The 18209-nt window shown below is 56.0% G+C and carries 17 protein-coding genes; 3 read left to right on the top strand and 14 right to left on the bottom strand.

The genetic code is table 11. The features are described from left to right. Positions 1-45 precede the first annotated feature (45 nt). From WCE46_RS08540 to WCE46_RS08590, 11 genes are read right to left on the bottom strand one after another with little or no spacing between them, the layout of a single operon-like run. Entirely contained in the window at positions 46-1179 is a 1134-nt protein-coding gene (locus WCE46_RS08540; protein WP_424733272.1) for a glycosyltransferase, read from the bottom strand. A gap of 56 nt (positions 1180-1235) precedes the next feature. Beyond that, a complete protein-coding gene (locus tag WCE46_RS08545; protein ID WP_424733273.1) occupies positions 1236-1841 on the bottom strand; it encodes a DapH/DapD/GlmU-related protein in 606 nt (201 codons plus the stop codon). Beyond that, the gene (glmS, locus tag WCE46_RS08550; protein ID WP_424733274.1) at positions 1838-3580 is read right to left on the bottom strand and encodes a glutamine--fructose-6-phosphate transaminase (isomerizing); all 1743 of its coding nucleotides are present in this window, start codon (positions 3578-3580) and stop codon (positions 1838-1840) included. Before glmS ends, WCE46_RS08545 begins: the two co-directional genes overlap by 4 nt. Position 3581: 1 nt before the next feature. Then, positions 3582-4736: a bifunctional sugar-1-phosphate nucleotidylyltransferase/acetyltransferase gene (gene glmU, locus WCE46_RS08555; RefSeq protein ID WP_424733275.1), complete on the bottom strand. Its 1155-nt coding sequence runs from the start codon at positions 4734-4736 to the stop codon at positions 3582-3584. An 8-nt stretch (positions 4737-4744) separates the two neighbouring features. After that, complete coding sequence (glmU, locus tag WCE46_RS08560; protein WP_424733276.1) at positions 4745-5944, bottom strand: bifunctional sugar-1-phosphate nucleotidylyltransferase/acetyltransferase; 1200 nt, start codon at positions 5942-5944, stop codon at positions 4745-4747. Positions 5945-5967: 23 nt separating this feature from the next. Beyond that, positions 5968-7218 (bottom strand): phosphopentomutase/phosphoglucosamine mutase, encoded by a 1251-nt coding sequence (locus WCE46_RS08565; RefSeq protein ID WP_424733277.1) that lies wholly within the window; start codon positions 7216-7218, stop codon positions 5968-5970. Between the two features lie 33 nt (positions 7219-7251). Then, positions 7252-7896: a hypothetical protein gene (locus WCE46_RS08570; RefSeq protein ID WP_424733278.1), complete on the bottom strand. Its 645-nt coding sequence runs from the start codon at positions 7894-7896 to the stop codon at positions 7252-7254. Then, positions 7896-8510, bottom strand: a complete 615-nt coding sequence (locus WCE46_RS08575; RefSeq protein ID WP_424733279.1) for a cyclase family protein — start codon at positions 8508-8510, stop codon at positions 7896-7898. The genes WCE46_RS08570 and WCE46_RS08575 overlap by 1 nt, the downstream gene beginning before the upstream one ends. A gap of 7 nt (positions 8511-8517) precedes the next feature. Then, the gene (locus tag WCE46_RS08580; protein WP_424733280.1) at positions 8518-9132 is read right to left on the bottom strand and encodes a protein-L-isoaspartate(D-aspartate) O-methyltransferase; all 615 of its coding nucleotides are present in this window, start codon (positions 9130-9132) and stop codon (positions 8518-8520) included. Positions 9133-9187: 55 nt separating this feature from the next. Next, positions 9188-10303 (bottom strand): SufD family Fe-S cluster assembly protein, encoded by a 1116-nt coding sequence (locus tag WCE46_RS08585; protein ID WP_424733281.1) that lies wholly within the window; start codon positions 10301-10303, stop codon positions 9188-9190. Continuing rightward, on the bottom strand, positions 10288-11019 hold the full coding sequence (locus tag WCE46_RS08590; RefSeq protein ID WP_424733282.1) for an ABC transporter ATP-binding protein: 732 nt from the start codon (positions 11017-11019) through the stop codon (positions 10288-10290). The genes WCE46_RS08585 and WCE46_RS08590 overlap by 16 nt, the downstream gene beginning before the upstream one ends. A gap of 204 nt (positions 11020-11223) precedes the next feature. On the opposite strand from WCE46_RS08590, the gene WCE46_RS08595 reads away from it, so the two are divergent. Further along, complete coding sequence (locus WCE46_RS08595; protein WP_424733368.1) at positions 11224-12108, top strand: DNA-methyltransferase; 885 nt, start codon at positions 11224-11226, stop codon at positions 12106-12108. Between the two features lie 46 nt (positions 12109-12154). Here WCE46_RS08595 and WCE46_RS08600 read toward each other — a convergent pair whose 3' ends face one another. Genes WCE46_RS08600 through WCE46_RS08610 form a run of 3 tightly spaced genes read right to left on the bottom strand, consistent with a single transcriptional unit; the run spans position 12155 to position 14719 of the window. Continuing rightward, on the bottom strand, positions 12155-13264 hold the full coding sequence (locus WCE46_RS08600; protein ID WP_424733283.1) for a hypothetical protein: 1110 nt from the start codon (positions 13262-13264) through the stop codon (positions 12155-12157). Between the two features lie 7 nt (positions 13265-13271). Then, the gene (locus WCE46_RS08605) at positions 13272-14048 is read right to left on the bottom strand and encodes a TIGR01458 family HAD-type hydrolase (protein ID WP_424733284.1); all 777 of its coding nucleotides are present in this window, start codon (positions 14046-14048) and stop codon (positions 13272-13274) included. Between the two features lie 14 nt (positions 14049-14062). After that, positions 14063-14719, bottom strand: coding sequence for a type 1 glutamine amidotransferase (locus tag WCE46_RS08610; RefSeq protein WP_424733285.1), 657 nt, complete (start codon positions 14717-14719; stop codon positions 14063-14065). Positions 14720-14817: 98 nt separating this feature from the next. Here WCE46_RS08610 and WCE46_RS08615 point away from each other — a divergent pair, with 98 nt between their 5' ends. Both WCE46_RS08615 and WCE46_RS08620 read left to right on the top strand, forming a co-directional pair. Continuing rightward, positions 14818-15903 (top strand): ribonuclease H-like domain-containing protein, encoded by a 1086-nt coding sequence (locus WCE46_RS08615; protein ID WP_424733286.1) that lies wholly within the window; start codon positions 14818-14820, stop codon positions 15901-15903. Next, positions 15890-18199 (top strand): DEAD/DEAH box helicase, encoded by a 2310-nt coding sequence (locus WCE46_RS08620; protein WP_424733287.1) that lies wholly within the window; start codon positions 15890-15892, stop codon positions 18197-18199. Before WCE46_RS08615 ends, WCE46_RS08620 begins: the two co-directional genes overlap by 14 nt. Positions 18200-18209: the final 10 nt, after the last annotated feature.

Raw genomic sequence — 18209 nt, forward strand, 5'->3', positions numbered from 1 at the left:
CTAGGTCAATTTCGGGAGCATTAATAAATTTGTGTGTAACAAAAATTAGTGCAAATTTCCCAACAAATCCTCGAACTGCCGGGCTTTCTCTTTCCAGCTGTATTTTTCAAGGTTAATCTGGAATGTTGCAGGGTTATCCATCAGGGTTTTGACCTGTGCAACAAATTCGTCCCGTGTCCTGTAGACAAAAAGGTTCGGGCCCCCGATACGGGCAACATCGGGTATCGGGCGCATGACGATCGGTTTTCCACAGGCTGAGTACTCAAAGAACTTATTGGGCAGGGCAATATCTCCCCACTGGGGCGGTGCCAGGGGGATCGTGCAGATGTCCATACAGGCGATGTACCGTGGGAGTTCCGCATATGGTTTTGTGCCGGTAAACATAACGTGATCGGCTACCCCCAGATTCCCGGCAAGACCCCGGAGTTCCCGTTCATAATCCGTAAACAGCGAGCCGCCCACAACCAAAAGACGCGTGTTTTTCCGGTACCGGATCAGGGTGGGGAGTGCCCGGATCATTTCATCGATTGCATACCAGCGCTCGATACTCCCCGAGAAACCAATAACAAAATCGTCTGTCCCCATCCCCAGTTCCCGCCGCGTCTCTGAACCGTCCTGCGGCACGAAAAGTTCCGTATTGACACCATTTGTGATCAGATCTGCGGAAAACCCCAGTCTCTTGAGTTTATCGACAAGCGAGGGGGAGACAGTTGTGATCCTGTTACTTCTGGCGAGATTTCTCCTGGTGATCTCCCACACACCTTTCCTGATGCACTGCGCAATACACCGGTTTTTGAAGTATGCCGCTGCAGAATCCGGGAACCAGTCCTTGAGATCGAAAACGACCGGTACCCGATATTTCTTTGCCGCAGAAATGACCGCAGCCCCGGCAAGGACATGGGCCGCAACGACAACATCAATCTGGTTGTCCCGGATGATCTTGTTGAAGATATAGTAATGATAGGGCGTGTTAAGCGTATAATGGAGGAGCGGGTTTTTTACTGAAAATTGAGTTGCCTCTTCCACAATAAGCCGGGTAGGGCGGGTTTCACCCCTGCTGACATGGAAATGCGCCACATGCACCTCATGGCGTCGGGCAAGTTCCTCAAAGATATAATGGTGACGGGAGGGGATGGGATGGTGGATGTAATCCTGTGTTGAGACAAGGAGAATTTTCATGGGTACCTCGTGTTTGCCGGGTCTGATGGTAAAAAAATTATGAGTCCACTATGGAGTCACCGGGACTTCCTTGTTGCGAGAGCAGATGGCAGATCCCGTATCCTTGCCGGTGCACCCACTGCAAGTTTGTGCGCCGGTACATCCCGGGTCACAATCGCACCTGCAGCTACCAGTGCGCCCTCCCCGATATGGATGTTGGGAAGGATGGTGGCATTGGCACCTATGGCAGCGTGATGGTCGATCACCGGCCCCACAAGCCCGCCAATCCCTGATGGCGGATACCGGTCGTTGGTCAGCACTGTATTCGGGCCGATAAAGACATGATCCCCGATTGTGGTATTGGTGGGGATGTATACCATGCTCTGGAGGCTGACATCGCTGCCCAGTCGGGTGTTCCCTTCAATAACAACTGAAGTACCGATAGAGACATGGTCCCCGATCCGGGTCTTTTCACGTATTATGACATTATGCCCGGACTGGAACCGATCCCCGATGATCACATCGCAGTAGATGATGGTGCCTGACCGGAGCACCGCATCCTTTCCAATCGTCGTACCGACAAATCCGGTTTTTCCGATATTTTCCCGGGATGGAAACCCCAGCGTCACCGGTTCAAATACCTGCAGGCCTTCTCCCGTTTTGTTGATCCCGTATTCGATCATTCTACCGTCACGCTCTTTGCAAGGTTTCTTGGTTTGTCAATGTCCCTCTCGAGTGCCACGGCAGTCTGGTAGGCTAGGATCTGGAGAGCCACGAGGCTTGTGAGCACTTGGACAAAGAGATGTGTCTTTGGCAGGGGGATAAACCGGTCGACAATGTCGGGTAGTTCCTGGTCTCCTTCGCACCCGAGCGCGATCACCGGTGCCCCCCGGGCCTTGATCTCCTTGATATTGGAGACCATCACTCCATACGTCTCTCCGGGCATGCAGATAACAATGACCGGGGTTTCCGGTGAAAGGAGAGCGAAGGGTCCGTGTTTTAACTCCCCTGCTGCATAGCCTTCTGCATGGATGTAGGAGATCTCCTTCATCTTGAGGGCACCTTCCAGTGCGATGGGATAAAACGGGCCCCTCCCGATGTAAAAAATACTCTGTGCGCCCCTGCACAACTCAACCGCATCTGTCAGGTCCATGAGGAGTACCGCTTCAATTGCCTGGTGCGCATGCTGAAGAATATCCTCGTACCTGCCTTCTGAACGGGTATCAATGATCTGCATGAGAACTGCCAGCTGGGCAATAAACGATTTGGTAGCTGCGACACTGATCTCGGGGCCTGCACGCATAAAGAGCGTGGCATCGGCAATCCTGCTGGCGGAACTGCCAAGGACATTTGTTATGGCCAGGGTCTGGCAGTTGTGAATCCGTGCCTCCCTGATGGCAGTCAGCGTATCGGCGGTCTCTCCCGACTGGGTGATCCCGATTACGAGACCCTCAACGGGTGGGGGGAAATACCTGAATTCCGAGGCAAAATCCACGCGTGCAGGTATCCCACAGGACTCTTCGAGAAGGTATTTGAAGATAAGCCCGGCATGGTACGATGAACCGCAGGCAACAATGCTTACAGATGAGGACTGACAGACAAATTCAGGGAGAACGTTTTTGTCGACAGCTAGCAGGGTGTTGAAGAATGCCTGTGGCTGTTCGTAGATCTCCTTGAGCATATAATGGGCAAATCCGCCTTTCCTGACATCTTCCGGCGACCAGTCAATAAGTTCAACAGCGCGGCTTACCGGTTTGGCATCCTGGTAAATGTCCACGCTGTCTCTTTTCAGGCAGGCAATATCCCCGTCTTCGAGGAAGATAGCACGCTCAGTATACTCGATTATAGGGGTCATGTCCGATGCGGCAAAATATTCCTTGTCACCTATCCCCAGCACCAGTGGACTGCCTTTCCGTGCGGCGATCAGGCAGTCTTCCCCGGATGCAATAACCAGCAGTGCATACGATCCTGCAAGGTGCGGAAGTACATTCATGACTGCGGAGAGCAGATCCGCCGTTTTTGCAAACTCTTCCTCTATGAGATGGACCACGACTTCAGTATCGGTTTCGGACCGGAAGATGTGTCCTCTTGCAGCCAGCTCTTTTTTTAATTCCGTAAAATTTTCGATGATCCCATTGTGAACCAAGGCGATCCGGTTGTTGCAGTCTGTATGCGGGTGGGCATTTACATCATTTGGGATCCCGTGAGTTGCCCACCGTGTGTGACCGATGCCGATGGTACCGTGCAACCGGATCCTGCCGGAGTATTCGGAGATACGGCCTTTGTGCTTGTCGATTTCAATGTGGCTTTGAAGCGTTGCTATCCCAAACGAGTCATACCCCCGGTACTCAAGTTTTTTCAAACCCTCGAGGATCAAGGGTGCAGCCTGTCGCCTGCCAATGTATCCGACAATTCCGCACACGTCATATCACCAGGGAATTGTCAGGAATTATGCGGGAGATTACCGTCTGGTTTCCTTCCAGCGTGGCATTGTTCCCGATTATGCAGTTCTGGAACCGGGAAAATGAACCGCTTTTCACATTGTCCCCAAGAATAGCGCCGAACTCCGAGCGTGTTGGTGCCCCCTCGATGTCCAAGATACCCCCTGCAGTACCCGTTGAGGTATGATCGGCCAGCATACAGCGTTCACCAATGACTGAATCCACAATGCGGGAGTGCGATGAGACTGTGGTGTCATCCATCACGATCGCATTCCCTATCAGGCTCAGTGGTTCTATAGTGACCCGGGACCCGATGCTGGTGTCGGGCAGGATACAACAGTTCGGTCCGATAGTACAATCGTTCCCGATAATGACCGGACCTGAGATCACCGTATTCGGGCCAATGGTCGTCCCCTTGCCTATGTGGACCGGGCCGTTTATCGTGGCATGACGGCTTGATGTGCCATCTCTCTCCGCAGGGAGATGTTTAAGGAGGCGCAGGTTGAGTTTGAGCAGATCCCAAGGATAGATCGCGTCCTGCCAGTCATCAGCGGTGACTGCGTTTATCCTGGTACCGGCTTCTATCATGCAGGAGATGGCATCTGTGATATCGTTTCCCCTCACGTACCGGAAGAAGTCTTTGTTTAACGAATATATCCCGGTACTGACAAGGAAACTGGGTGCATGGTCCGGCTTTTCCACAATACTGTCGATCTGTCCGTCCCGTATGGTCACCACACCAAAATTCGAGGGGCTGGGGTGTTCTTTTACAAGGATAGCGTTTTTGATATCCTTGATCTTTGCCACCGATTGGGCATCGATATAATTATCGCCGGGTAAGAGCAGGAAGTCTCCCGCAATTCGGGCCTCTGCCTGCAGGAGTGCATGGGCTGTGCCGAGCTGTTTTTCCTGAACAACCACTTCAATGGGCAGGTCGAGCTGGTTTAAAAACCGGGTCACCTGTTCCTTACGATATCCGACAACGACGATGATGTCACGGATGCCGTTTTTTACGAGTGCATCAATCGTGTACGCGATGATGGGGCGGTTTGCCACCGGGATCATCGCTTTTGGCCGGCTCCACGTGAGCGGGCGGACCCGTTTTCCCTCTCCTGCCGCAAGAATAACTGCCTGCATATCATCACCTACCGGATAGTTGCGTTCTCGCCAAAATTTCCCTCAATGGAAGAGTTAGGCGCGAAATTTGCGTTGCTGCCGATCACCGAACCAACGTTGACCGAACAGTTGATCCCAAACCTCACGTTGTCCCCGATAACTGCACCGAACTTGGTGTGTCGGGTATCCCTTCCGCCAACTCTGACCGGGGCATGGTCATGCCTGAGGTTCGCAATTTTCGTACCTGCACCGAAGTTGCATCCGCTACCGATAACAGAATCCCCAACATAGTTGAAGTGGGGGATCTTTGTCCCTGCCATCACAATGGAATTTTTGAGTTCCGTACAATGTCCGATATGGCAATCGTCACCGATGCTCGTTGCTCCCCGGATGTACGCGTGGGGACCGATCCGGCAGTTGTTCCCTATGATGCAGGGCCCCTCGATATAGGTCCCTGATTTCACCACCGTGTCCTTACCGACAACAACGGGGCCTGACAGGTGTACACCCTCCTCTATGGTTCCGTGATTTTCTGAGGAGAGTTCGGAAAGGAGTGCCGCGTTTGCGTCGAGTAAATCCCAGGGATAACCGATATCCATCCACCTCGAGAGGGGAACTGCCCGGAGCCGGTGCTCTCCGATCAGCATCTGGAGGGCATCGGTCAGTTCGAGTTCTCCGCGTGACGAGAGCCCGACCTGTGCCAGCCGATCAAAAATTTCCGGGGTAAACAAGTATGCACCGGCATTTATGATATTGGATTTGGGCTGCTTTGACTTTTCTTCAAGGGCTGTCACCAGATCATTTTCCACCAGAACCACCCCGAAATCCCCCGGGTGATCGGTTGTGCTCGTGCTCATACAGGGGGCCGGCGTCCGGATAATGCGGGCAATGTCTGTGCTCGTAAGGATCATGTCCCCGTTCATGACAAGGAATGGCCCGGTGATGAAATCCTGTGCCGAAAGGAGCGCATCGGCAGTACCCATCTGCTGGCGCTGCGGGGCGTACGAGATATGTACCCCAAAACGTTTCCCGTCGCCGAAATGTCCCCTGACTTCCCGCTCACCGTATCCGACTACAAAGACGAAGTTCGTTATGCCGGTATCTTTGGCTGCCAGCACGAGGTGCTCCATCATCGGGCGGTTTGCCACCGGGAGCATCACTTTCGGGCGCCGGGCGGTGAGGGGACGCATGCGTTTTCCTTCACCGGCCGCCAGCACAACGCATTCCATAGGTACAGCTCATCCTGCAATATTTAAGCAGTTTTCCCCTGCTGAATAAGAGTTTTTGCAGTTTCGAGCAGTTCCTTTGCCCGCGTCTGGCTTTTCCCCTCGGCTGTAATCCGGATCTTGGGCTCGGTCCCGCTGGCCCGGATAAGGTACCACCCGTCTTCCTGTGCCACCCGGATCCCATCAGTTGGGTTTCCTGCGCCAAGTTTTGTTACAATCTCCCGTGCATTATCCATCGGAAGCGATTCACGGAGGATCGGGTAAACCGGCATGGCATCCAGACGCTCAGCAACATCGCAGCCCGATGCAATTTCGCAGAAAAGGGCTGCGGCAAAGGGGCCATCAGGGCAGTATGAGTGGTGAGGGAAGATCCAGGCGCCGCTCGGCTCTCCCCCGAAATCACCCCACGAGATCAGTTCTTCGGACACAAATGCATCCCCCACCGGAGTGCGGTGAACCTCTGCGATCTCATCGATAATCATGGAGGCGTCGCTCGTTGTGACCACTTTTTTTGCACCAAGATGCTCGGCAAAGAGCATGAGCAGGTGGTCGCCGTCAATATACCGGCCCCTGTTGTCAAATGCCATCATCCGGTCCGCATCGCCATCATGGACAACTGCACAGTCGGCCCCGGTCTTTTTTACCATCTCTCCTACGTATCCCAGGTATTCTTTAAGGGGTTCTGACGGCCGGGCAAAATGCCCTGCCGGGTCACAGGTGAGACAGACCGGTTTTACACCGGCCTCTGTCAGAAGGCCGGGTGTCAGCACAGAGCCGGCGCCGTTTCCGCAATCGACGACAACTGAAATCCCCGGTTCGATGGAGACTGCATCAAGGATCGCTTTTTTATGGGGTGTGAGTGCGTCGAAGGCACATTCTTGGCCCTGGTGGCGCCAGTCCGTCCAGTGAGGTCCTTTGAGGAATGCCTCTGTATCTTTCTGCTGGGCCTGCGTGAACGAGGAGCCATTCGGGTTAAAAAGTTTGATCCCATTGTAATCCTCGGGATTGTGGGAGGCAGTGATCATGCACCCGGCCGTTGCGGTGCGGGCGCTGTACGCGACAGACGGAGTAGGGGCGACCCCGGTGAAGCGGGCACGTCCTCCTGCACCAAGAATGCCGGCAATTATGGCACGGGCAAGAGCCGGGCTTGTGGTCCGCGTGTCGGTTCCCACCACGCAATCGGGGAACCGTTCCCCCATGACCGCACCGACAGCAAGTGCGGTTTCCACGAGCGACCGGTCAAACCGCTGACGGATACCCGATGACCCAAAAAGCATGCATCATGGTGGGCGTTTTGTATAAAAAGAGTTTTAGTGCAGCAGTGATGGGTCCGGAACAGAGCCCGGCGTCTGCTGCCCGTACGGGCACCAGTGCTCCCGCTGCTGGAGGCGGGAGACCCCGGCGGTGGATGGCCCGAGAAAAACAATACGTTTTTTCTCTGCCCATTCTGCCATGAGATCCCCTGTCCCCGGTGCAATCAAACCCTCGTTGTTGACCACGAGGACATCAGCCTCGTCAATAGTTGTGGTGACTGATGACCCGAGGGCATGCTCCAGTGCCGGCATGTTCCCGATGCAGAAGACCCGGCAGCCGTTGAGTTCCCCGGCCAGTTCGTGCACGCAGGCAGCGTGCGATGCCGGAGGGCAGGCCCGGCGCACGCGGGTGAGGCAGAAGAATGCCGTGGCAACGTTGATGATGGCACACGCGGCGCTGCGGACGTTCGGGGCCTCAAGCGGCGTCCCGAACATAAATGAGATCTTTGTCATGGCCCGGATCGGATCGTCTGTTACAAATTCCGCGGTCCTGCCCCCGAATGATGCGATCATGCAGGCGCCCCGCTCGTACTCGCAGGTTATTGCGTCTGGATCGACATCAAGATGGACTCCCGTGTCCTCGCAGCCACTGTTTGTGAGGATCTCTTCAAGCCTGTTTACCGAATCCGTGACAATATCCATTAGAAACCACCGTCTTTTTGCATGAGCACGACCCGAGCGGGCGCACCATCAAGGCCGGCCAGTCGCAGGGGCAGGGCTGCCATTTCGTAATCTCCTTCAAGTACCCCGGAAAGGTCGAGGAGTTCGATAATGATGCAGCCGTGGCCGAGAAGTTCCCGGTGCACCGATCCGTCGCACACAAACGCTTCAATTGAGAACGAGTCGATCCCGACAGAGAGGACGCCGTTTGCGCTGAGCAGTCCCGCTGCATCCGATGAGAGGTGCGGGTAATCTTCCCGGAACCGGTGTTCTGCTGAGAACTTCGTTTTCAGGAGGATACGTTTCGAGGTACCGAGCCTGCCGCTGAGGTCAGCTGACGTAATCTCACTGCCGGCACTGCTCACGTCAATGACCCGGCACGGGCCGATCACATGATCCAACGGGATGGTGTCGATAGTATCCCCGGTTTTCAGGTAATGGACCGGGGCATCGATATGGGTGCCCGAATGGCTGTTCATGACAAGATCGCTAATCAGGTACAGTCCTGCATCCCGCTGGGAGAACTGCGGCGGCATATCCCCGGGGTACGAGACGGTTTTGTCTGAAAGCGGGCGCGTGATATCAATAATTTTCATAGTCCTCTCAGTTCTCCCATCCATGTTCTCCGATGAGCGGCACAAACCTGACGCCCCCGTGAAGTTCCTGCGTGAACCGGTCCTGGTGTTTTTCGAGTACGACCAGTTCTTGGATTGCGCGATCGCCGACCGGCGCAACCAGCCGTCCCCCTTCTGCAAGCTGCTCTTTGAGTGGGCCTGGTATTTTCGGGGTTGCAGCAGTGACAATGATGCCGTCGTACGGGGCACCCGGAGGATACCCAAGTGTGCCATCCCCAAGAACGATCTCAACGTTATCTGCACTGACTGCCACAAGGTTGGCGCGTGCCAGCGCTGCAACCTCTTCAACACGTTCGATTGTAATCACCTTTCGCACAAGCGCCGAAAGGATAGCCGCTTGATATCCGCTCCCCGCCCCGATCTCAAGCACGGTGCCTGTGGGTTTCGGGTGGAGCAGGGTGGTCATGAGCGCCACGATATACGGCTGTGAGATCGTCTGCCCGTTCCCGATCGGCAGTGGCGCATCCGCGTACGCATCCCGGTCGTAAGGCGCCGGGATAAAAAGATGGCGTGGCACGTCCCGCATCGCAGCAAGGACGCACTTATCACGGATACCCCGGGCTTCGATCTGCTGCACCACCATAATGTGCCGTTCGTCCGATCGGGGATATGCGGAAGTCATAACGTGATTGTTTGACTCAGAACCCTGCTTTCTCTGCCACATCTATGGTGGCATCGATCTGTTTTTGGAGCGCCTCGGGAAGGCCGGCGATCTTGACATCAAGGAATCCCCTGATGATCGTCGCGGTTGCCTCGTCCTCGGAGAGCCCCCGGGCCATCAGGTACTCTATCTCATCCTGCGCGAGTTTTCCTACAGCCGCCTCGTGCGAAAGCTCAGTCCCGACAACTCTCCCGTCGATCTCCGGAATGGCGTAGATCATCCCGTCTTTGAGGATCAGGCCTTTGCATTCGAGGTGGCCCCGGGTACCTGCGGTCTTCCCGATGATCTGGCCCCGGGAGATGATCGTCCCGCCCTTGGTGATCGCCCGGGTCAAAAGCTCTGCGCTTGCGCCCTTCCCTTCAAGGATCGCCCGCGACCCCACATCGATATACGATGTCGGGGAGGCAATGGCAATCGTGGAGAACCGGGCAACGGAATTCTCGCCTTTTAAGGTAGCGGTCGGGTACATCTGGACTTTCTTTACCGGCTGCATGCAGACATAGTTTGAGAGGAAGACTCCATTCTCTTCAACAATGGATGCACTCCGGGGGAAGACCTCGACGTTCTCGTTCCATGTGTGGATCATGGTAAAGCTGATCTTCGCATCTTTTTTGATGTAAAACTCGGAGACCCCGTAGTGCTTTGCCCCTTCTCCGATATGCCCGCTGCTTGCACAGCCCGAGATCATGTGGAGTTCGGCGCCCTCTTCGGCGATGATGATGTTATGCACGTGCTGGATGGTCTCGCGGCCGAGATACAGGCAGGCCTGGATCGGGAGGATGTTCTTTGACCCTTTGTGGGCGATGATCACGTAGCCCTTCGGATCGGGCTGTTCCGCGACGTATTTTGTGATCTCGTCCTTGTCCTTTGCAACCGCCTTCCAGAGATAATCCTTGAGCCAGGCGTGCTTTTCCATTGCCTTTTTAAACGAAAGGACCTCGATGCCCTCCTGTCGGCACTCGGACTCTACGATGTTCTGGTCCACCTGGAGGTAGCTGCCGCACCGGTTCTCAAGGTTAAAATCGATACCCGATTGGACGATCCGTTCCTGGTCGTCCTTTGCGATCCCTGGCGCGTTCAGTTGCGACGACATTCCCGGCACTCCGTGTATCCTCTCTGTTTGATGTCCTTTAAGATCTCCCGGGGGTTCCCGTGGCAGGTGATCATGCCGTCGCACATCACGTGCCCCTTGTCTGCGTCAACATAATCGAGAATAAATCCCGTGTGGGTGATCACAAGACCGCTTTTCTCCCGTTTTGCCATGCGCTTGTCTTTTTCGAGCAGGTCCCCAATGGCCTTCCCGATGAGCGAGATATTTTCGAGGTCGACCCCGCTCTCGGGTTCATCGAGCATGACAAACCCTGGGTTCTGGATCATGAGCTGGAGGACCTCGCTCCTCTTGATCTCCCCGCCGGAAAATCCCTTGTTGATGTCCCGTTCGAGAAACCCGCCCATGTGTACGGAATCTGCAAGGGCCGGAAGATCGACCGTCTTGTCATGCGAGATTGCGGTGAGGAGCTTACCCAGTTTGAGCCCCGAGATCGTGGGGGGGCGCTGGAAGAGCATCCCGATCCCACGCTTGGATCGTTCGTCGGCGTGCATCGCGGTCACATCCTCTCCGTTGAAGGTGATTGTCCCCTGCGTAATTTTATAACCGGAGAATCCCATCAGCGTCATCAAGAGCGTGGTCTTCCCGGAGCCGTTCGGGCCCATGAGCACATGGGTCTCCCCGGCGTCGATGTGGAGGTTGATGCCATGCAGCACCTCTTTCTCACCGACATTCACATGCAGATCTCTGACATCCAGCATACCGAATCGAATAGTGTATGTCGATGGCTGCATTAAACGCTTTTTACCGTACCATTGGCACGGGGGAGTCGAAGAGAACGGCCCCCTCATTTCCCCAAGGGACTTGATGGAATAGTTATAATGACGCGACAAGGGATCGGGATAACCAAGTAATGTGTTCTTTATCTTGCCCGGTACACCGGTATCATAAAGTGGCGTGATTTGGTGCGGCAGGAAAAAGTCAGGGACAAGGCAGGAAAGGCCCGGGTCCGGAAGGGCTCGAAGGATGCAAAAGAGTCTCTGCTTTCCCGTGAAACTCCTGAGATCGAGCCGTATCTCAACCGGATTATCTGCGGGGATGCAGCAGAGATTCTTGCCGATATCCCCTCAGTGAGCGTCGACCTCGTCATCACCTCCCCGCCGTACAACTTCGGCCACGCATATGCTCATGATCCTCACGACGACACCCATGAGTGGAACGAATACTTCGCCACCCTCAACCGGGTCTGGACCGAGTGCTTCCGGGTGCTCAGGCCCGGTGGCAGGATGGCAGTCAATGTCCAACCGCTCTTCTCGGACTATGTCCCGACCCACCATATCATCTCGAACCAGCTTGCGGGGCTTGGTCTCCTTTGGAAATCAGAGTTTCTCTGGGAGAAGAACAATTACAACGCGAAGTACACCGCGTGGGGGAGCTGGAAGTCGCCGTCCATGCCCTACATCAAGTACACGTGGGAGTTTGTCGAGGTCTTTGACAAGGAGACCCACAAAAAAGCGGGCCGCCGTGAGGACATCGACATTACTGCCGATGAGTTCAAGGAATGGGTGATCGGCCGCTGGACGATCCCTCCCGAGCACCATATGAAAGAGTTCGATCACCCTGCAATGTTTCCCGAGGAACTGCCACGCCGGCTCATGAAACTCTTCTCATACAAAAACGATATTGTGCTTGACCCTTTCAACGGTGCGGGAACGACCACGCTCGTTGCTGCTAAACAGGGTCGCCGGTTTATCGGGATCGATATCTCCCGACAGTACTGCGATACGGCGATCCGGCGGTTGCAGGCAGCGACGGGTTCTTGTCTTCCGATGCCGGATCCCGAAGTGTGATGCCGGTTTCTGATGCCCGGGAACGGATACGCCGATTACACGCTCATTATTGCGGCATGTTCGCTTTCACCCATGCATAGGTGCCTTTCCTGTCGTATGCATGCAAGATGATGTAATTGTAGATACCGGCATAGGCATTACCCTGTGCCACCTCCTGCCGGTACGTGGAAAGCTCTGCGTTATACGCAGATACCATCGCGTTATGGGAGGAGACAAGCCCGTTGTACCCGCCGATATTTCCAGAGCCCCGCAATGATTGCATCCGGCCTTCGAGCTCTGAGATCTGGTCCTGTTTTGCCGTCAGATCGGAAGCGAGGGGCTGAACCTGCGTATTCGTACTGAGTATCTTCTGCTCCGAAAGGGTGGACATATCGTGGATGTATGCGGTCTCTGCCCCGCTGGTGTACAGGGTGGTCCCGTTCCCGATAGGGATGACCAGCGGCTCAGAGGTAAGCCGGACGCCCCCTTCCAGTTCATCGGGAGGGATGCCTGCGTAGGACAGATTGGTTGCTTCGAGGTAGGCATACCCGGTATCCTTGTATAGCGAATCAGTGGAGCCGACCCCGACCGCCATATGTGATTCCGGGGAGAAGAGAAGGAGCGACACCTTGTATCCCTCACGGGAGAGGAGACCGGCAAGGAGTACGCTCTTGTCATCGCAGTCTCCCGCACCCTCAACAACGGTTTCGATCGGGTACTTGGTTGGGTTATCGGGAGTGGTCTCGTAGGTGAGGGACTGGGTATACGCGGCCATCAGTTCGAGGTACTCATCGCTCGAAAGCCCCTCATCATCACGGATCTTGCGAAACTGCGCGATGAGGTTGGCATACAGCTGCTCCTGGGCGGGATCATTAACCATTTCCCGGTAACTGTCCGTCACCCAGACGTTTTCAGTCACGTTACCGTAGATGGAGACCGATTTATCCGTGGATTTTGCCGCGTTATAGACCGCTGCATCAACCGGCACGGTGATGGTGATCTGATTCTTTTCAAAAGGGAAGGTATGAGCAGCCGTTATTGGTGCAGTATCATCGGATCCTACGACGATGTGAGGGACAACGACTGCCTGTCGGGTAGCGTAAAGGTACCCGGCTGCAATGGCGATAACCAGCAGCAGGAAGACGATGACAATGAGGAATCGTTCGGTTCGGGTCATGGTACTGTTACAGGAGTGTTCCGATATCGCAGATGGAGTTTATAATTGCCGCAGGAAGAATAGTGCTTTTTTCGCATACATCTTTTCTGAACTTGCCGGTTCTGACAAGGACGCCCCGTATTCCGGCTCCTTGTGCCCCTCCGATGTCGGTCTGGATATCGTCACCGATCATTACGACTTCTTGAGCGGCAAGTCCCATATCATGCAGCGCAAGCTCGAAAAATGCCTTTGCGGGTTTTCCGATGATCGTCGCGGTCTTTCCGGTTGCAGATTCAAGTGCCGTGACAAACGGCCCGGCTGAAAGCGAGAGCCCGTCCGGAGCCATCCAGTACCGGTCTTTTTCGAGTGCAATGAGGTCTGCCCCCCCCATCAGGCAGCGGAAGGCATGGTTCATGGAAGCATATGTTACCTTGTCCCCCGCATCCCCGACAATCACGTAATCAACGGCTGTTGAGCCGTCATCGGTGCAGGTACCTTCAAAGTCCCGGTCCACATCCCCGGTCGTCAGGAGGTATGCCCGGTGTTTCCCGGTCTCCTGCATGAACCGGATTGCGGCGAGCGGCGGGGTAAAAATTGCGCGTTCGGGAATATCAAACCCGAGTTGTCCGAGTCTCGCTGCTATGGTCGCGCGGCATTTTCGTGTCGAGTTGGAGACGCACCGGAACAGGTAGCCCTCTTCTGTGAGGAATGACAGTGCTTCCAGGGCCCCCGGAATAGCGGTGTCCCCGGTATAAAGTACTCCGTCAAGATCGATGAGAAATCCTTTCACATCCCCAAGATCCATCCTGTTCCCCCCATTCAGATCTTCCAGCCGTTACAGAACGCGTCCATTATTGCGCTGCAGAGCGTGCGGTTTTTGCTCATTTTCTTTTCTGCCTCTTCGGTCATCGCCAGCTGCTCATCATGACCGAGGTCATTTGCCCAGTATGCAATCACAGGGACGGTCACCTCAGGGTGGAACTGGACGCCGAGTGCATGGCCGAGCAAAAACGCCTGGTTGGGGACGATCCTGCCCGTTGCAAGGAGTTCTGCCCCTTTTGGGAGATCGAAGGTTTCCCTGTGCCAGTGGTAGACCTCAAACGATCCCGGGAAAAGCCGCTGCCATGCCGGTGCGCAACCGTGGATTGTCCGCCAGCCCAGTTCTCTCTCGTGGGGATAGACCTTTTCTCCGCACGCGGCTGCGATCATCTGGGCGCCAAGACAGATGCCGAGCACGGTTGAGCCCCGGGAGACTGCCTTTCTCACCAGTGCTTTTTCAGGAGAAAGAAACGGGTACATGCTCTCATCGTTGACGCTCATCTGGCCGCCAAGGACAATGAGCCGGTCGGGCGGATCATCCGGAAGCGTATCACCTTCGTAAAGCCTGAGGATCCGGAAGGGCTCGTTTCGGGCCTCGAGGTAGTGCCCGATAGAACCCGCGGGTTCGTGTTCCCCATGCTGGAGGATCGTGATCATCTGAAAAATGGTGCGCGTGGCAGCATGATGAGGGTTCGCATCACTTTCACCCCCCGCGGCCGGTCTTTAACCATCCGGTCCCCGGATTTTCTGTACAGATGACCGTCATGCAGGCAGAAGTCAGGATCGGGGCGCTCTGGCGGCAGCGGATGGATGCACTGCGGGAGTACGACGTTGTCCGCGACGGGAACGTCTTTCGTGCGGGACTTGCCGGAAGCTGCGTTTTCTCATCAGAATACGACAAGGCCCGTGTCCTGCTCGGCAATCTTGTCGCCCGGTATGACGGTGTTGCATTCGACTCCCTTTTCCCGGGCACGGAGATCACAAATGACGGTGGTTCCTGCACCGCGCTTGAGAGCTGTCACACCCTGTCCGCAACCACTGTCGACAGGGAACGCCTGTCGCAGGAAATGTATTCCGATCTCACTCTCGTGCGCGGGGTGGGTGCTGTATCAGAACGGCACCTGAAAGCGCGGGGTTACCGGACGATCGGGGACCTTGCAGGGCACCCGAAGTTCCGGTCGGCAGCCCGGCAGGTGCTCGAGCGGCTGACCCGTGCGGATCCCCATGATATCATGGACCTTGTCGGCAGCCGGCATGCAAAATCCCACCCGTTTGCCCTTGGGATTGCCGGTTCGTTTGAGCCCGAGGATTACGTGTTTCTCGATATAGAAACGCTCGGGCTCTTTTCCCGGCCGATCATCCTCTTTGGTGTCGGCACCATCGAGCATGAGAATCTTGTTGTCCGCCAGTACCTGCTGCGCGATATCTGCGAGGAGGCTGCTGCCCTCACTGCGACCGTGGAGCAGGTATCGGGGGATCACCCGGCACTTGTGACTTTCAACGGTAAAGCGTTCGATCTCCCGTACGTGCAGGACCGGCTTGCTTACTATGGCCTTGGTGCGATATCCCGAATTCCTCATTTTGACGTGCTGCACTTTTCACGGCGCCGGTGGAAGGGGCAGTTTCCTTCATGTCGGCTCTCTGCACTTGAATCAGAGATCCTTGGGATTGCCCGGGTGGACGATGTTCCCGGCCAGATGGTGCCGGAGTTTTACGAGACCTACCTGAAAACAAAGAACTGCGGCCCTCTCGTCCCGATAGTTGACCACAACCGGCAGGATGTGGTCTCGCTTGCTCTTCTCTTCTTTTACCTGCTGGGGGAGACCTGTGGCCATCGCTGATGTGATCCGGCTCCTAAGGACAAACCCGGTGTACCGCAGCCGGGTAACCTGCCATCAGGTTTTGGACCCGGAACCGGCCCGGTACGGCACGCTTAACGATCCGCTCCCCGGGGCGCTTGATGCTTACCTCTCCAATAACAACATACGGCTGTACTCCCACCAGTGCGAGGCGATCAATGCTCTCCGTTCCGGGAAAAATGTGATCATTACGACACCCACTGCCAGCGGCAAGACCCTTGCGTTCAATATCCCGGTGTTTGCCGGTCTCGCTGCCAATCCCGATGCCCGGGCACTCTACCTGTACCCGACAAAGGCACTCTCAAACGACCAGTATGCAACGCTCAAAGTGATGGAGAAGTTCACCGGCATACCGGCAAAACCGGCGATCTACGATGGTGACACGCCGCAGTCGAAACGGGCGGCCATCCGGGAGAACTCCCGGATTGTTATATCCAACCCCCACGAGATCCACCAGGTTCTGTCGTGGCACGCGAAGTGGAGCCCGTTTTTCTCGAACCTGAAGTTTATTGTGCTCGATGAGGCCCACCGGTACCGGGGGGTCTTCGGGTCCCAGATCGCGCTCCTGATCCGGCGGCTCCTGCGGGTCGCACGATTCTACGGCTCCGACCCGCAGTTTGTCCTCTCGACTGCAACCCTTGCAAACCCGGAGGAATTTGCCGGGCGTCTCGTGGGCCGGCCGTTTGCCCTTGTCGATAACGATGGATCCCCTCACGGCACCCGGCATTTTGTCCTCTACAATCCCTTCTACGATGGGATCGGGGAACGTTCAGCCCACCAGGAGACAAAAGATCTCCTGCTTTCCTGCGTCAAAGGAGATCTCCAGACGCTGTGCTTTACCGGTTCGCGGAAGATGGCGGAGCTCGTCACCATCTGGACCCGGGAAGATGCCCGGCGCAGCTCCGTGCGACTCGCAGAAAGTATTTCTGCGTACCGGGCTGGCTACCTGCCTGAGGAGCGGCGCACAATCGAGCGGCAGCTCAAGAACGGGGAGATACGCGGCGTGGTCTCAACGAATGCACTCGAACTCGGCATCGACATCGGCTCGCTCGATGCGGTTGTCATCGATGGTTACCCGGGTACAATGATGTCAACCCGGCAACAGGCAGGACGTGCCGGGCGAAAAGGCGGGGAGTCGCTTGCCGTGCTCGTAGCGCAGGCCAACCCTCTCGACCAGTACTTCATGCACCACCCGGATCAGTTCTTCTCCCGCTCGCACGAGCACGCGATTATCGATACCGAAAATCCCTACATCGTCTCGGGTCACCTGCTCTGCGCCGCGGCAGAACTGCCCCTCCGTGAAGATACTGATGCCGGGTTTTTCGGGGGATCGTTTGCACCCCTTCTTGCGGAGCTGGCGAAAAACAGCCTGATAACAAAGACGCCACGCGGGTGGGTGTATTCCGGCCGGGGCCGGGCAGCCGATGCGGTGAGGCTCGATGGCATGGCGGCCGAGAGTTTCCGGATCGTATGCCACGGCCAGCTGCTTGAGACCATGGACCGGGCGCAGGCCTATCGGGAGGCACACAAGGGAGCGATTATGCTCCACCAGGGTGAGACCTACGTGGTCAACGAGATGGACCTTGAGACCCACACGGTCCGGGTGACCGAAACGGATGTCGATTACTACACGCAGCCGTTAAAATCGGTGGACCTCCGCGTCATCGAAACGCTGGAGACCCGGGACGTAAATGGCGTGAAATGTGCGTTTGGCGATGTCGAAGTGACCGAGCAGTACACCGCGTACAAGATCAAGAAGGGCGATATGATCCTTGGTGTCGAGCCGCTCAACCTCCCGCCGCTCACGTTCCGGACAAAAGCATTCTGGTTCATCCTGCCGGACCCGGTTGCTACCGCCGTCTCCGCTGCCGGCCTCGATCTCGCCGGCGGGCTGCACGGCGCGGAGCACGCGCTCATCGCGCTCATGCCTCTCCATGTCATGTGCGACCGCTGGGATATCGGGGGATTATCGACTCCCGCATTCGGTGAAAATGGCGAGCCGACAATTTTCGTGTATGACGGATACGAAGGGGGCATCGGCCTTGCAGAAAAAGCGTTCGGTCTCCTTCCTGCCCTCTTTATGAGCGCGTACGAACTTGTGCGCGACTGCCCGTGCGAAAAAGGCTGCCCGTCCTGCATCTATTCCCCAAAGTGCGGGAACGACAATGTCCCGCTCGACAAGGAAGCGACAGCAGAAATTCTCTGCGGACTGTCACGGGTGCCGGAAAAATGTGATGGGATCGGAAGTGTGGCCGGGCCGGAACCTGCCCTGCCGTAGATCTTTTGTA

The sequence above is a fragment of the Methanoregula sp. genome, from assembly GCF_049690535.1.
In the GTDB taxonomy this organism is placed as follows: Archaea; Halobacteriota; Methanomicrobia; order Methanomicrobiales; family Methanospirillaceae; genus Methanoregula.